The following is a 13988-nucleotide window of genomic DNA, read 5'->3' as shown; positions in this document are numbered from 1 at the left end:
GCGCTACGCGGGGGTGCCCTTCGGCCCCCGCGCGGCGTCCAGGGCCTTCAGCACCTCGGACACGTCGTCGGTGACGTAGAACAGTTCGAGGTCGGCGGGGTTGGCCTTGCCCTGGGCGACCAGGGTGGACTTGAGCCACTCCACCAGGCCGCCCCAGTAGGCGCTGCCGAACAGGACCACCGGGAACCGGGTGACCTTCTTCGTCTGCACCAGGGTGAGCGCCTCGAACAGCTCGTCCAGGGTGCCGAGTCCGCCGGGGAGCACCACGAAGCCCTGGGCGTACTTCACGAACATCGTCTTGCGGACGAAGAAGTAGCGGAAGTTCAGGCCCAGGTCGACGTACTCGTTCAGGCCCTGCTCGAACGGCAGCTCGATGCCCAGGCCGACGCTCAGCCCGCCAGCCTCGGTGGCGCCCTTGTTGGCGGCCTCCATCGCGCCGGGGCCGCCGCCGGTGATCACCGCGTAGCCGGCCTCGGCCAGTGCCCGGCCGATCTCCACCCCTGCCTCGTACTCGGGCGAGCCGACCGGCGTCCGGGCGGAGCCGAACACGCTGATCGCGGTGGGGAGTTCGGCGAGGGCGCCGAAGCCCTCGACGAACTCCGAGGTGATCCGCAGCACCCGCCACGGGTCGGTGTGCAACCAGTCGGACGGCCCGGTGGTGTCCAGCAGCCGCTGGTCCGTCGTGCTCGTCTCGACCTGGTCGCGCCGCAGCAGGACGGGGCCCTTGCGCTTCTCGGGCCACGGCTTCTTCTGCCGGCGGACGGGTTCATCTCCGTTGGCTGTCATGTCGGAACACTACGCCTGACGAGGCACGATCCGAGGTAAATAACGGTGGTCGCGCAGGCGGGGGTCGGACGAACCTCCGCTCGCGCGGCCCCCGTTCGGCCCCCGCCGGCCACCCGGACGACCACCGACCGGGCGCCCGTTCGGCCCCCGCCGCTCCCCGTCCGCCCCGCCGACTACCGGCTACCGGCTACCGGCTACCGGCTCAGCCAGTCCCGCAGCCGCTGCTCGACCTCCGCGATCGCGCTCAGCGAGCAGTGCTCCTCCCGCTTGTGGGCCAGGTTCGGGTCGCCGGGGCCGTAGTTGACGGCGGGGACGCCGTGCGCGGAGAACCGGGCCACGTCGGTCCAGCCGAACTTGGCCCGGGGCTCGCCGCCGACCGCGGCCAGGAAGGCCCGGGCGGCGGGCAGGCCGAGGCCGGGCAGCGCGGCGGGCGAGGCGTCCGCGATGTCGAGCCGGTAGCCCTCGAAGACCGCGCGCAGGTGCTCCTCGGCCTGCTCCAGGGTGCGGTCGGGGGCGAACCGGAAGGCGACGTGGATGGTGCACTCGTCGGGGATGACGTTCCCGGCGACGCCGCCGTCGATCCGGGTGGCGTTGAGGCCCTCGCGGTACTCCAGGCCGTCGATCTCCACCCGGCGCGGCTGGTACTCGGCGAGCCGGCGCAGCACCTCCGCGGCCTTGTGGATGGCGTTGTCGCCGAGCCAGCCGCGGGCGGCGTGGGCCCGGACGCCGGTGAGCGTGACGTCGGCGCGCAGGCTGCCCTGGCAGCCGCCCTCGACGACGGCGCCGCTGGGCTCCATCAGGACGGCGAAGTCCCCGGCCAGCCAGTCGGGGTGGGTCGCGAACAGGTGGCCGAGGCCGTTGCGGGTGGCCTCCACCTCCTCGCAGTCGTAGAAGACGTAGGTGACGTCCCGGTTGGCCTCGGTGAGCGTGGCGGCGAGCCGCAGCTGCACGGCGACGCCGGACTTCATGTCGGAGGTGCCGCAGCCGTAGAGCAGGTCACCCTCGACGTGCGAGGGCACGTTGTCGGCGATCGGCACGGTGTCCAGGTGGCCGGCGAGCACCACCCGCTCGTCCCGGCCGAAGTGGGTGCGGGCGACCACGTTGTTGCCGTGGCGGTCGACGGTGAGGTGCGGGAAGGCCCGGAGCGCGGCCTCGACGGCGTCCGCCAGGGCGGTCTCCTCACCGCTGACGGACGGGAAGTCGACCAGGCGGGCGGTCAGCGCTCCGCCGTCGAGGGTCAGGTCGAGGGGCTCGTTCGGGCTGCTCATGGCGGCCACCCTACCGAGCCGCCGGACCGCCGCGCGGGCGCCCGCGCAACCGCGCGGACCCGTACGGCCGTCCGAGCGGTTACGGTGTCCGCGAACCACGCGCGCCGGGCCGGGACCGCGGCGACCGCACCACCAGGGAAAGGGGCCACCGTGGCCGAGGACGCCGGGTACGACGCCGCGGACGACGGGTACGACGACGGGTACGACGCCGCGTACGACGACGGGTACGGGGCGCCGCGCCGGCGGCGGCCGTGGCGGCGGGTGCTGGTCGGGGTGCTGGCGCTGGCGGTGGTCGGCGGCCTGGTGGTGTGGCTGAACCGGGACAAGCTCGCGCCCCCGGCCGAGGGCTGCAAGGTCACCACCGCGGCCGGCTCGGGGACGCTGGAGCTGCCGCAGGCGGCGAACGCGGCCACCATCACGGCGGTGGCGATGGCCCGGGGCCTGCCGGAGCGGGCGGTGACCATCTCGCTGGCGACCGCCATCCAGGAGTCGAAGCTGCACAACCTGGCGGGCGGCGACCGGGACTCGGTGGGCCTGTTCCAGCAGCGCCCCTCGCAGGGCTGGGGCAGCGTCGACCAGATCATGGACCCGGTCTACTCGACCGACAAGTTCCTGGACGCGCTGGTGAAGGTGAACGGGTACGCGCAGATGCCGCTGACCGACGCCGCCCAGCAGGTGCAGCGCAGCGGCTACCCGCAGGCGTACGCCAAGCACGAGGACAACGCGGCGCTGCTGGCCTCGGTGCTGACCGGCCGCGAACCGGCCGCGCTGGACTGCGTGGTGCACGCGCTGCCCGCGCCGGTCCCGACCGATCCGACCGAGCCGGCCCCGACCGCGGCGAACCTGTCGGACCGGGTGCGCCGGGAGTTCGGCAAGGCGGTGACGGTGGCGGGCGCCGAGAAGGCGGCCAAGGACCCGCGCGAGGTGCTGGCGCTCACCCCGCAGCCGACCGCGAGCACGGCGGGCGCCGGCGGGGCGGGGCAGACCGGCTGGGCGCTGGCGCACTGGTCGGTGGCGCAGGCCGCCGCGCTGGGCATCGGCCAGGTCGCATACGACGGCAGGGTGTGGCGGGTGGACAGGCCGGGGCAGGGCTGGAAGCCGCTGGCGGGCGCGCCGTCGGACCGGGTGCTGGTGACGCTGGGCGAGCCGGTCAAGGGGAAGTGACGGTCCGACGGTGCGTTGACGCACTGGTGCGCGGGTGACCGCCCACCGGGTGATTCGGGTCAACTCCCGCTGACGGCGGCCCTCCTGGCGGGCGGTCCCGCGTCCGGCGCGCCACCCCGGCCCGGAGGCGTGGCGCAGCAGGGAAGTGACGGTTCTGCACCGGCGGCCGCCGGGGCGGGGGGTGCGCGCGGACCGAAAAAGGATCGTCCGATCTTTGCCAACCCTTGACCTTGACCGGCCGAAACCTTCCCGGTGCTCTTGCGGTCATACACGTCGCCCGCCGGACGGGCCGGCCCCGCGCCGGCCGCCCGGCGGACCGTCGACCTCACTTCTTAGGAGCACCATGTCCTTCCCCCTGACGCGCCGGATCGCCCAGGCCGCGCTGCTCGTCGCCGCCACCGCGGCGCCGCTCGCGGCCGCGGGCGCCGCCTCCGCCACCGAGGTGGTGCCGCAGACCGACCTGGGCGCCGGCGTGACCAAGCTGGCCGACGTCCCCAACTCGGGTGACGCGGTGCAGGGGGCCACCCACGAGCTGGGCCACGTGGTCGGCACCACCGGCGCCGCGACCCTGGCGGCGGGCGGCCCGGCGGCCGCCGACGCGGCGGGCAACACCGTCGCGCACAACCTGCCCTCCACCGACGACGCGCTCGGCAAGCTCGGCCCGCTCGGCAAGGCCGGCCAGCTGACCGGTTCGCTCGACACCCTCACCGACAGGGTCGCCCCGGCGGTCGAGGAGAAGGTCGCCCCGGCCGTCACCGACAAGGTCGTCCCGGCCACCCAGAAGGTCACCGGCACCCCGCTGTCCACCGTGGCCCGGGGCCTGCCCACCGACAAGCTCACCCAGGGCCTGCCGGCCGCCGACAAGCTCGGCCCGGTCACCGGCGCCGTCCAGTCGCTGCCGGTCGCGGGCACCCTGGCGGGCCTGACCGAGCACGAGTCCGCCAACCGCCTCGGCGGCGTGCCCTCGCTGGGCGGCGACAGCCCGCTGGGCGGCCTGACCGGCGCGCTGGGCCCGGTCGGCGGCCTGCTCGGCGGCATCCAGGGCGGCGGCCTGCCGATCGGCTGATCCGGCGCACGCACGCGGGAGGGGGCGGAGCCGGCCGGCTCCGCCCCCTCCCGCGTGTCCGTCGTGCCGCGGTGCCCGCGGCCGGACCGGGCCTAGCGCTTGAGCCGCTCCACGGCCGAGGCCACCCGCTCGTCGGTGGCGGTGAACGCCACCCGCACGAACCGGTCGCCGGCCGGGCCGTAGAAGTCGCCGGGGGCCACCAGGACGCCCAGCTCGGCGAGTTCGGCCACGCTCTCCCAGCACGGCCGGTCCTGGGTCGCCCACAGGTACAGGCTCGCCTCGGAGTGCTCGATCCGGAACCCGTACGCCTCCAGCGCGGCCCGCAGGGCGCTGCGCCGCTGGGCGTACCTGGCCCGCTGCTCGGCGACGTGCGCGTCGTCGGCGAGGGCGGCCGCGGTGGCCGCCTGCACCGGCGCGGGCACGATCATGCCGCCGTGCTTGCGGACCTCCAGCAGCTCGCGGACCACCACCGGGTCGCCGGCCGCGAAGGAGGCCCGGTAGCCGGCCAGGTTGGAGCGCTTGGAGAGCGAGTGCACGGCCAGCAGGCCCTCGTGCGAGCCGCCGCAGACCGACGGGTGCAGCACCGACACCGGCTCGGCCTCCCAGCCGAGTTCGAGGTAGCACTCGTCGCTGACCAGCAGCGCCCGGTGCTCCCGGGCCCACTCGACGGCGCGCCGCAGCTCGGCGGCGTCCAGCACCCGTCCGGTGGGGTTGGACGGCGAGTTCAGCCACAGCAGCCGGACCTTCGAGCCGTCCAGCTCGTCGACGTCCTCGTACGCGACCGGCTCGGCGCCGCACAGCAGCGCGCCGACCTCGTAGGTGGGGTAGGCGAGCTTCGGGTAGGCGACCTGGTCGCCGGGGCCGAGGCCGAGCTGGCCGGGCAGCCAGGCCACCAGTTCCTTGGAGCCGACGGTGGGGAGCACCGCCTCGGGGCCGATCTCGGCGCCGCAGCGGCGGCCCAGCCAGCCGGCGATCGCGTCGCGCAGCGACAGCGGGCCCCACACGGTGGGGTAGCCGGGCGTGTCGGTGTGCGCGGCCAGCGCCCGCTGGACCAGTTCGGGCACCGGGTCCACCGGGGTGCCGACGGAGAAGTCGCAGAGCCCGTCCGGGTGCGCCAGGGCGGTGCGCTTGTACGGTTCGAGCCGGTCCCAGGGGAAGACCGGCAGGCGGTCGGAGACGCGGCGCGCCGCCCCCGGGTGGCCCGGGAACGGCGCGTGCGTGCTGTCGTTCGTGCTCACAGCGTGGATGCCACCGATCAGTGGTCGGCGTTCTGCGGGGGCAGCGCGGCGATGAACGGGTGGTCGCGCTCGATCAGGCCGAGCTTGGAGGCGCCGCCGGGCGAGCCCAGGTCGTCGAAGAACTCGACGTTCGCCTTGTAGTAGTCCTTCCACTCCTCCGGGGTGTCGTCCTCGTAGAAGATCGCCTCGACCGGACAGACCGGCTCGCAGGCGCCACAGTCCACGCACTCGTCCGGGTGGATGTAGAGGGAGCGCTCGCCCTCGTAGATGCAGTCCACGGGGCACTCTTCGATGCACGCCTTGTCCTTGACGTCGACACAAGGCTGCGCGATGACGTAGGTCACGCTGTCGTTCCTCCTCGGAAGGGCTGCCGCCCTACTGTTTACTCGGTCGCGCTTTGCGCGCGGCGTCGCCGATGCCCGCCCCTAGTATCGCGGGTCGGGGCACGCAAATGCACAGGAGGTGCGGTTCATGGTCGGCCCGGTGCCGTGGGAGGCCCGTCCGGAGGTCCGGATAGGCCCGTCTGACGTGGGACGACGGGTGTCGGTCCGGCGTGTCGACGGCGTGGCGGACGGGCGTCCGGTGTTCCGCGACGCGATCGGCGTGCTCACCTCGTGGGACGGCGACGGGTTGACGGTCGAGCCGCGCGGCGGCGCGCCGGTGCGCTTCGCCGCCGGGCTGCTGGTGGCCGGCAAGCCCGTCCCGGCGTTCCCGGCCCGGCGGCTGGCCGCGCCCGCGACCGGCCCGGTCGAGCTGCAGCGGATCGCCGCCCGCGGCTGGCCCGCCGTCGAGCAGGAGCAGTTGGGCGGGTGGACGCTGCGCGCCTCGGCCGGGTTCACCCGGCGGGCCAACTCGGTGCAGGCGCTGGGCGACCCGGGCCTGCCGCTGGACGCGGCGCTGGACCGGGTGCGCGACTGGTACGCGGCCCGTTCGCTGCCCGCGTACGTCGAGGTGGTCTCCCCCGGCTCGCCGCCCGACCTGGCCGCCGAGCTGGACCGGCTCGGCGCGGCCCTCGCCCCGACCCTGGTGCGCACCGCCCCGCTCGGCGGGCTGGCCCGGGCCGGTCGCCCGGCGGACGTCCGGCTCGCCCGCACCGCCGGGCCGGAGTGGCTGGCGCTGTACCGCCGGGTGGGCGGCGACCCGGCCCTGGAGGCGGCCGCCACCGCGGTGATGCACGGCGGCCCCTCGGTCTGGTTCGCCCGCGTCCCCGGCCCGGACGGCACCCCGCTGGCCATCGGCCGGCTGGTGGTGGACGGCGCCTGGGCCTGCTTCGGCGCGGTCGAGGTCGCCCCGGCCGCCCGCCGCCGCGGCCTGGCCACCGCCGTGCTGGCCGCGCTCGCCGCCCGGGCCGCCGAGGAGGGCGCCACCGGCGGGTACCTGCAGGTCGAGGCGGACAACGGGGGCGCGATCGCGCTGTACGACCGGCTGGGCTTCGCGACCAGTCACACTTACCACTACGCCCGCCTTCCCCAGCGGTAGCGTGCACCACCTGTAGTGAGCCACGACCGCTGCTGAACCGAAGGCCGCAGTGACCGAGCAGAGCAGAACCCGCTTCCGCACCGAAGCCCGGGGCGAACACCCCGACCCGGTGCTGCTGTGCCTGCTCGCCGCCGCCGAGCACACCCTCGGCGATCCCGGCGACAGTGCCGAACAGCCGTCCCCGGACGCCCTCCTGACGGCCTGTCAGGCGGCCCTGGACCGGCACGCCGCGGCCATCCGCGAGGCGGTCGCCGAGCGCCGTCCGAGCGGCCCGGAGGAGACCGCCGCGCTGCTCGCGGCGGTGCTCGGCGGGCGCGAGCGCTTCCACGGCCGGCAGTCCGACTACCTCCGGCTGGAGTCCTCGCTGCTGCCGGAGGTGCTGCGCCGCCGCCGCGGGCTGCCGATCATGCTCTCGCTGGTCTGGCAGGCGGTGGCCGCCCGGGCCGGGCTGACCGTGTACGGCATCGCGCTGCCGGGCCACTTCATCGTCGCGGTGGGCGATCCGGGCGGCGGCGACGAGTACGTGCTGGCCGACCCGTTCCACGGTGGCCGGCTGCTCGACGTCTCCGACGTGGAGCGCCTGGTCGCCGCCTCCGGCCACCCGTTCTCCCCCGAACTGCTCACCCCGGCGCAGCCGTTGGACACCGTGCTGCGCGTCCTGGGCAACATCCGGCGCTGGGCCGCCGACCGCCCCGAGCACGCCCGCACCCAGCTCTGGGCCGCCGAACTGGCCCTGCTGCTGCCCCGCCACCCCGCGCAACTGCGCCTGGAGCGGGCCGAGTTGCTGGTCAAGACCGGGGACTTCCTGGGCGGCGCCGCCGAGATGGAGGACTACGCGAAGATCCTGGACGCCTTCGATCCGGAGAGCGCGGCGAAGGTCCGGCTGGAGGCGAGGTCGGCCCGGCACCGGCTCAACTGAGCGGCTCCGGCCGGGCGCGGGCCCGGGGCGGGGTCGAAGGCGGAGGCGGACCTACAGCCAGCCCTTCTCCCGGGCGACCCGGACCGCCTCCGCGCGGTTGCGGGCGGCCGTCTTCTGGATCGCCATCGACAGGTAGTTGCGCACCGTCCCCTCGGAGAGGTGCAGCCGGGCCGCGATGTCCGCGTTGACCGCGCCGTCCGCGGCGGCGGCGAGCACGTCGCGCTCGCGGCCGGTGAGCGGGTTGGCGCCCTCCGAGAGGGCCGCGGCGGCCAGCGTCGGGTCGATGACCTTCTCGCCGCGCAGCACCCGCCGGATGGCCTCGGCGAGTTCCGCCGCGGGGGCGTCCTTGACCAGGAAGGCGTCCGCCCCGGACTCCATCGCCCGGCGCAGGTAGCCGGGCCGGCCGAAGGTGGTGGCGATGACGACCTTCGTGCCCGGCCGGACCTTCCGGACCTCCGCGCAGGCGTCGATGCCGGTCATGCCGGGCATCTCGATGTCCAGCACCGCGACGTCGACCCGGTGCGCGGTCACCGCCGCGGCCACCTCGTCGCCGCGCGCGACCTGGGCGACCACCTCCAGGTCGCCCTCCAGCGAGAGCAGCGCGGCGAGCGCCTCCCGCACCATGCCCTGGTCCTCGGCGAGCAGCACCCGCACCGGTCGCGCATCCGTTCCGTCCGTCACGTCGGGCAGCCTATTCCCCGCTGGGGCCGGGCCGCAGCGGGACCAGGGCGCGCAGCCGGAAGCCCTTGCCGCGGTTGGCGGCGGCGGTCTCCAGCCGGCCGCCGACCTGGGCCAGCCGCTCGCCGAGGCCGGACAGGCCGTTGCCGGCGGCGGACTTGCCGGGGCCGGGGCCGTTGTCGACGACCTCCAGGACGGCGTAGCGGCCGTCCTCCTCCCAGGTCTCGTCGAGGTGGACGCCGCACCGGGTGGCGCCGGCGCCGTGCCGGACCACGTTGGTGACGGCCTCGCGCAGCGCCCAGGCGAGCACGCCGGACTCCTCGGGGCCCAGGCCGGGGTGGTCCTCGGCGAGCCGGGGGTCGGCGTCGAGCGCGACCTGGCTGGCGGCCAGCGCGGTGCGGGCGGCGGCGAGTTCGACCGGCAGGGTGGGGCGGCGGAAGCCGCTGACGGCGCTGCGGACGTCGGCCAGCGACTGCCGGGCGACCTGTTCGATGTCGGCGACCTGGGCGCGGGCGTCGGCGGTCTTGCCGGCGTCCATCAGGCGTCCGGTGAGTTCGCCCTTGATGGCGATCAGCGAGAGCGAGTGGCCGAGCAGGTCGTGCAGGTCGCGGGCCAGCCGCAGCCGTTCTTCGGAGGCGGCGAGGTGGGCGACGGCGGCCCGGGCCTCGCGCAGTTCCCGCATGGTGGTGACCAGCCGCTGCATGCCGAGCATGGCGAGCCCGGCCAGCACGCAGGGCAGGCCGATGCTGACCATGGTCTCGACGTCGGCGCGGCTGGTCAGCCCGACCAGGGCGAAGACGGCGGTGGTGGCGAGGACGCCGACGATGCCGAGCCGGCCGGGGAAGGTGACCGCGGCGCACACCGAGGTGTAGGTGAACAGGGTCAGCCAGGACTCGCCGAGGGTGTACGAGGTGCCGACGGCGATCGCGGCCATCAGGGCGAGCGGCAGGTACTGCCGGGCCGGGTGGCCGCGGCGGTTGCGGACGATCACGACGGTCAGGTAGGCGGCCAGGAAGACGGCCAGCGCGACGGCGCCGGCGACGGTCGCCGACCGGGTGTGCTGCCGGGTCGCCAGGTCCTGGAGCGGGTAGGCCAGGTAGAACGCCCACACCGAGGTCCAGGCGAGCTTGACCATCAGTTGGCGCTTGGTGTCCACCGGCGCGCCGGGGTAGGTGGTCCAACGGCCGTCCGGCCCGTCCTCCCCGTTGCGGTCGGGACGGCGGGCCGGTGCGGGCGTCTGCATGGGTGCCATCATGCCTGCTGGGCGTCCTTGCGGTACAGGTAGGCCGCGGCGGCGGTGAAGACCGCGAGGAAGGCGGCGAGCGCGGCGATCGGGAGGCCGGCCACGCCCTGGCCGTGGATGAACGAGGCCAGCTGGTTGTAGTCGTAGACCGGGTTGAACCGGGCGTAGGTCTTCAGCGAGTCGCTGACCGGGAACCAGGTGCCGCCGAACAGCGCCATCAGCATGTAGACGATCATCACGACCGGCTGGATCGCGTCCGGCTGGGCGGCGTAGCCGAGGGCGACGCCGAGCGCGGCGAAGACGAAGCTGCCGAGCCAGAGCGCGACGCCCAGGCCGAGCCACTGGGCGGCGGTGAGGTCGACGCCCTCGATCGCGCCGATCACGAAGACCACCAGGATGGCGGGGAGCGTGGTGGCCGCGCAGGCGGCGATCTTGCCCAGGGTGTAGGCCCGGCCGGGCAGGGCGGTGAGCCGCAGCTGGCGGGTCCAGCCGCTCTTGCGCTCCAGCGAGATCCGCTGCGCGGAGCCGGTCAGCACGGCGCCGACCGCGCCGAAGGTGGCCATCGAGACCATGAAGTACGACTTGACCGAGACTCCGCCGGCCACCGTGCCGCCGCTGCCGTAGGCGCTGATGAAGAAGACGTACAGCAGCGCCGGGTAGAGCACGGTGAACATCAGGTACCGCTTGTTGCGCAGGGTGCGCAGGATCTCCAGCCTGACCAGGGTGATCATCGCGCGTTCTCCTCTTCGCTCTCGTTGCGGTCCTGCTCGCCGGTGATGGTGAGGAAGGCCTGTTCCAGGCCGAGGCTGGTGACTTCCAACCCGCGCGGGTACAGGCCCGCCTTGTAGAGCGCGGCGACGCCGGCGTCGGCGTCGGCGGAGCGAATCCGGACGGTGCGCACGCCGTCGGCGCGGGTGCTGACGTCCAGGCCGACGGTGCCGGGCAGGGCGCGCAGCACGGCCTCGTCGAAGGCGCCGCCGTCGGAGGGGTGGAGTTCGAAGCCGATCCGGCGGGCGCCGGCCCGGGCCTTGATCTCGGCGGAGGAGCCGTCGGCGATCAGGCGGCCCTTGTGCAGGACCAGGACCCGGTCGGCGATGGAGTCGGCCTCCTCCAGGTAGTGGGTGGCGAACAGTACGGTGCGGCCGGCGTCGGCCTGGGCCCGCATGGCCTCCCAGAACTGGCGGCGGACCGAGACGTCCATGCCGGTGGTGGGCTCGTCCAGGACGATCAGGTCGTTGGCGCCGGCCACCGCGAGGGCGAACCGGACGCGCTGCTCCTGGCCGCCGGAGAGCTTGTCGACCCGCCGGTCGGCGATCTCGGTGATCCCGGCGGTGGTCAGCACCTCGTCGACGCCGTGGCCGCGGGGGTGCACCTTGCAGGCCAGTTCGACGATCTCGCGGACCTTGACGTCCGTCATCAGGCCGCCGCTCTGCAGCATCGCCCCGACCCGGCCGGCCGCGATCGCCGCGCGCGGGGTGCCGCCGAACAGCTCGACCGTGCCGCTGTCCGGTTCGCGCAGGCCCAGCAGCAGGTCGAGGCTGCTGGACTTGCCCGCCCCGTTGGGGCCGAGCAGGGCGACCGTCTCGCCCGGGCGCAGCACCAGGTCGAGGCCGTTCACCGCCTTCACCCGGCCGTAGCTCTTGCTGACGTTCCGGAAGGCCGCGACCTCCCCCGTTCCCGTCGTCATCCGAACCAAGTCCTTTCGAGAGCCGTTCTCTCCGACTCCTCCAGACTCCCCGGGACGGGGGTGTCCGCGGCAGTGCGCGCCGTCGTGACCTCCGCATGACGGATGTCACGGACCGGGCGGTCACGCCAGGCCGAGCGCGTCCTTCAGGAAGCGCACCTGGAGCAGCAGCAGGTTCTCCGCGACCTGCTCCTGCGGGGTCATGTGGGTCACCCCGGACAGCGGCAGCACGGTGTGCGGGCGCCCGGCCGCGAGCAGCGCGGTGGACAGCCGCAGGCTGTGTGCGACCACCACGTTGTCGTCGGCCAGGCCGTGCACGATCATCAGCGGCCGGCGCAGCGAAGGGGCCAGCTCCACCAGCGAGTTGGCCCGGTACGACTCGGGTTCGGTGCGCGGGTCGCCGTAGTAGCGCTCGGTGTAGTGGGTGTCGTACAGGTCGTGCTCGGTGACGGGCGCGCCGGCCACCGCGGCGTGGAAGACGTCCGGTTCGCGGAGCACCGCGGCGGCGGCCAGGTAGCCGCCGTAGGACCAGCCGCGGATCGCGACCCGGCCCAGGTCGAGCGGGAACTGCTCGGCGAGCGCGTGCAGCGCGTCGACCTGGTCCCGGACCGAGACCTCGGCGGTGCGCCGGCTGATCGACTTCTCCCAGCCGGGGCTGTGCCCGGGGGTGCCGCGCCCGTCCGCGACGATCACCGCGAAGCCCTGGTCGGCGAACCACTGCGACACCAGGTGCGGGTTGTGCGCCCGCACCACCCGCTGCCCGTGCGGGCCGCCGTACGGGTCCATCAGGACGGGCAGCTTCCCGTCCGCGTCCGGGTCGTAGCCGGTGGGCAGCAGCACCGCGCACGGGATGCGCCGCTCGCCGGCGAACCGGAACACCGGCCGGGCCGCCAGCAGCGGGGTGGCCGCGTGCGAGGCGATCACCAGCGGTTCGGCGCCCGCGCGGTGCACGGTGACGGTGGTGCCGGGCCGCGCCGGGTGGGCGGTGGTGAGCACGGTGGTGCCGCCGCCGCGCACCGCGCCGAGCGCGCCCTCGCCGACCTCCCGGACGCCGTCCGGCCCGGCCTCGAAGACGCCCAGCCAGCCTGGCGGGCGGCGCTCGAACTCGGCGGCCCCGGCGGAGGCGGTGAACAGCACCCGCTCGCCGTCCGTCCCGAGCACCGCGCGCACGTGCAGCCCGGCGTCGGTGAGCGCCCGCTCGCCGACGGTCAGGACCCGTGCGCCGTCCCGGTCGGTGATCCGCACCGGCTGCCCGTCGGCCCGGCGCACCGGTGACCCGGCGAACAGCTCCAGCCAGTCCGCGTCCCGCTCGGTGACCAGCACCGTGGTCTCCCCGGTGGCCGGGTCGGCCTCCAGCACCAGCTGTTCGCGCTGGTCGCGGGCCTGCACCTGGAGCAGCGGCGGCCCGCCGGCCGACCAGTGCACCCGGGCCAGGTACGGGTACGCCGCCCGGTCCCAGCGGATCTCGGTGCGGGTGCCGTCCAGGCCGAGCCGCCAGAGCCCGACCTCGGCGTTGGGCGTGCCGGCCGCCGGGTAGGCGACCTCGACCGGCGGGCGGCCGGGGTTGGCCGGGTCGGCGATCCACCAGCGGCGCACCGGGGTGTCGTCGACCCGGGCGGCCAGCAGCGCGCTCCCGTCCGGGGCCCACCAGTGGCCGCGGTCACGGCCCATCTCCTCCTGGGCGATGAACTCGGCCTGCCCCCAGCTGACCCCGGCCGCCTCCGGCCCGGCCAGCAGCCGGTCGCCGCTGCCGTCGGCGGCGGTCACCCGCAGCTCGCCGCCGGGGGTGGCGTAGGCGACCTTGGTGCCGTCCGGGCTCGGCCGCGGGTCCAGCAGCGGGGTGGCGGCGGGCAGTTCGCGGGTCGCGCCGCTGTCGGTGTCGACCGCGAACAGCCGCCCGGAGAGCACGAAGGCGGCGGTGCGCCCGGCCGCGTCCAGGGTGTAGCCGACGATCCCGGCGGAGGTCTCCCGGCTGCGCTCGCGGCGGGCCCGCTCGGCGGCGGACAGCTCCTCCGCGCCGCCGCCGAGCAGCTCTCCGGGGTCGGCGAGCACCCGCTCGGCGCCGGTGGCCACGTCCAGCCGCCACAGCAGGTTGCCGTGCCGCCCGTCGCCGCGGGCGCGCAGGAACAGCACCCCGGCGCCGTCCGGGGTGACGCTGAACGAGCGGGGCGCGCCCGCCGTGAACCGCCCGGTGCGGGCGTACTGCCGGGGGAAGGTGTCCTGCGGCTTCTCGGTCGTCATGGGCCCGACCCTACGGCCCCGCCGGCCAGTGATCACCCGGACGGCGCAGCCCGCCCGGAGGAGGCGTACGACCGTTCGGAGGGCCGCTGACCGGGGGCGCCGCGGGCCGGACCGGGCGGCGCGACACCCCGGGCCGCCTCACGGAACGTCACCCCGACGTCACTCATCGGGTATGTCTGGACCATCGTTCCGCCCGCTGCCCCGCCCCGGGGCAGCGCACCC

Annotated in this window: 13 protein-coding genes; 4 read left to right on the top strand and 9 right to left on the bottom strand. The window is 75.2% G+C overall.

The annotated features are described in order from the left end of the window. Positions 1 to 3: 3 nt before the first annotated feature. Positions 4 to 786 carry an LOG family protein gene (locus QMQ26_RS22185; protein WP_282202465.1) on the bottom strand — a complete coding sequence of 261 codons (783 nt, stop codon included), beginning with the start codon at positions 784 to 786 and terminating at the stop codon, positions 4 to 6. A 194-nt stretch (positions 787 to 980) separates the two neighbouring features. Next, positions 981 to 2054: a succinyl-diaminopimelate desuccinylase gene (dapE, locus tag QMQ26_RS22180; protein WP_282202464.1), complete on the bottom strand. Its 1074-nt coding sequence runs from the start codon at positions 2052 to 2054 to the stop codon at positions 981 to 983. Between the two features lie 150 nt (positions 2055 to 2204). On the opposite strand from dapE, the gene QMQ26_RS22175 reads away from it, so the two are divergent. Continuing rightward, positions 2205 to 3218 (top strand): hypothetical protein, encoded by a 1014-nt coding sequence (locus tag QMQ26_RS22175; RefSeq protein ID WP_282202463.1) that lies wholly within the window; start codon positions 2205 to 2207, stop codon positions 3216 to 3218. Between the two features lie 343 nt (positions 3219 to 3561). Beyond that, positions 3562 to 4284, top strand: a complete 723-nt coding sequence (locus tag QMQ26_RS38320; protein WP_404813936.1) for a hypothetical protein — start codon at positions 3562 to 3564, stop codon at positions 4282 to 4284. Between the two features lie 92 nt (positions 4285 to 4376). Here QMQ26_RS38320 and dapC read toward each other — a convergent pair whose 3' ends face one another. Together dapC and fdxA are read right to left on the bottom strand one after the other, a co-directional pair. After that, the gene (gene dapC, locus QMQ26_RS22165) at positions 4377 to 5522 is read right to left on the bottom strand and encodes a succinyldiaminopimelate transaminase (protein WP_100836487.1); all 1146 of its coding nucleotides are present in this window, start codon (positions 5520 to 5522) and stop codon (positions 4377 to 4379) included. Between the two features lie 17 nt (positions 5523 to 5539). After that, positions 5540 to 5866, bottom strand: a complete 327-nt coding sequence (gene fdxA / locus QMQ26_RS22160) for a ferredoxin (RefSeq protein WP_030061559.1) — start codon at positions 5864 to 5866, stop codon at positions 5540 to 5542. 127 nt (positions 5867 to 5993) lie between these two features. Between fdxA and QMQ26_RS22155 the strand changes: the two genes are divergently transcribed. Next, complete coding sequence (locus tag QMQ26_RS22155) at positions 5994 to 7001, top strand: GNAT family N-acetyltransferase (protein ID WP_100836488.1); 1008 nt, start codon at positions 5994 to 5996, stop codon at positions 6999 to 7001. Positions 7002 to 7050: 49 nt separating this feature from the next. Then, entirely contained in the window at positions 7051 to 7920 is an 870-nt protein-coding gene (locus QMQ26_RS22150; RefSeq protein ID WP_100836489.1) for a transglutaminase family protein, read from the top strand. Between the two features lie 51 nt (positions 7921 to 7971). On the opposite strand, the gene QMQ26_RS22145 is transcribed toward QMQ26_RS22150, so the two are convergent. The 5 genes from QMQ26_RS22145 to QMQ26_RS22125 all read right to left on the bottom strand — a co-directional run bounded on the left by QMQ26_RS22145 (position 7972) and on the right by QMQ26_RS22125 (position 13766). Beyond that, a complete protein-coding gene (locus QMQ26_RS22145) occupies positions 7972 to 8544 on the bottom strand; it encodes a response regulator transcription factor (RefSeq protein WP_404814194.1) in 573 nt (190 codons plus the stop codon). Between the two features lie 67 nt (positions 8545 to 8611). Then, positions 8612 to 9841: a sensor histidine kinase gene (locus QMQ26_RS22140; protein WP_282202462.1), complete on the bottom strand. Its 1230-nt coding sequence runs from the start codon at positions 9839 to 9841 to the stop codon at positions 8612 to 8614. 8 nt (positions 9842 to 9849) lie between these two features. Then, on the bottom strand, positions 9850 to 10572 hold the full coding sequence (locus QMQ26_RS22135) for an ABC transporter permease (protein ID WP_100836491.1): 723 nt from the start codon (positions 10570 to 10572) through the stop codon (positions 9850 to 9852). Further along, complete coding sequence (locus QMQ26_RS22130) at positions 10569 to 11528, bottom strand: ABC transporter ATP-binding protein (protein ID WP_282202461.1); 960 nt, start codon at positions 11526 to 11528, stop codon at positions 10569 to 10571. Before QMQ26_RS22130 ends, QMQ26_RS22135 begins: the two co-directional genes overlap by 4 nt. 120 nt (positions 11529 to 11648) lie before the next feature. After that, complete coding sequence (locus QMQ26_RS22125; protein ID WP_282202460.1) at positions 11649 to 13766, bottom strand: S9 family peptidase; 2118 nt, start codon at positions 13764 to 13766, stop codon at positions 11649 to 11651. Positions 13767 to 13988: the final 222 nt, after the last annotated feature.

The organism is Kitasatospora fiedleri, assembly GCF_948472415.1.
Classification (GTDB): domain Bacteria; phylum Actinomycetota; class Actinomycetes; order Streptomycetales; family Streptomycetaceae; genus Kitasatospora; species Kitasatospora fiedleri.
This window is presented reverse-complemented; position numbering and strand designations above follow the sequence as displayed.

Excerpts from the sequence above, each read along its gene's own strand:
- QMQ26_RS22185 (WP_282202465.1), bottom strand. The coding sequence starts at position 786 with ATGACAGCCAACGGAGATGAACCCGTCCGCCGGCAGAAGAAGCCGTGG.
- dapE (WP_282202464.1), bottom strand. The coding sequence starts at position 2,054 with ATGAGCAGCCCGAACGAGCCCCTCGACCTGACCCTCGACGGCGGAGCG.
- QMQ26_RS38320 (WP_404813936.1), top strand. The coding sequence starts at position 3,562 with ATGTCCTTCCCCCTGACGCGCCGGATCGCCCAGGCCGCGCTGCTCGTC.
- QMQ26_RS22155 (WP_100836488.1), top strand. The coding sequence starts at position 5,994 with ATGGTCGGCCCGGTGCCGTGGGAGGCCCGTCCGGAGGTCCGGATAGGC.
- QMQ26_RS22145 (WP_404814194.1), bottom strand. The coding sequence starts at position 8,544 with ATGGTGCGGGAGGCGCTCGCCGCGCTGCTCTCGCTGGAGGGCGACCTG.
- QMQ26_RS22140 (WP_282202462.1), bottom strand. The coding sequence starts at position 9,841 with ATGCAGACGCCCGCACCGGCCCGCCGTCCCGACCGCAACGGGGAGGAC.
- QMQ26_RS22135 (WP_100836491.1), bottom strand. The coding sequence starts at position 10,572 with ATGATCACCCTGGTCAGGCTGGAGATCCTGCGCACCCTGCGCAACAAG.
- QMQ26_RS22130 (WP_282202461.1), bottom strand. The coding sequence starts at position 11,528 with ATGACGACGGGAACGGGGGAGGTCGCGGCCTTCCGGAACGTCAGCAAG.
- QMQ26_RS22125 (WP_282202460.1), bottom strand. The coding sequence starts at position 13,766 with ATGACGACCGAGAAGCCGCAGGACACCTTCCCCCGGCAGTACGCCCGC.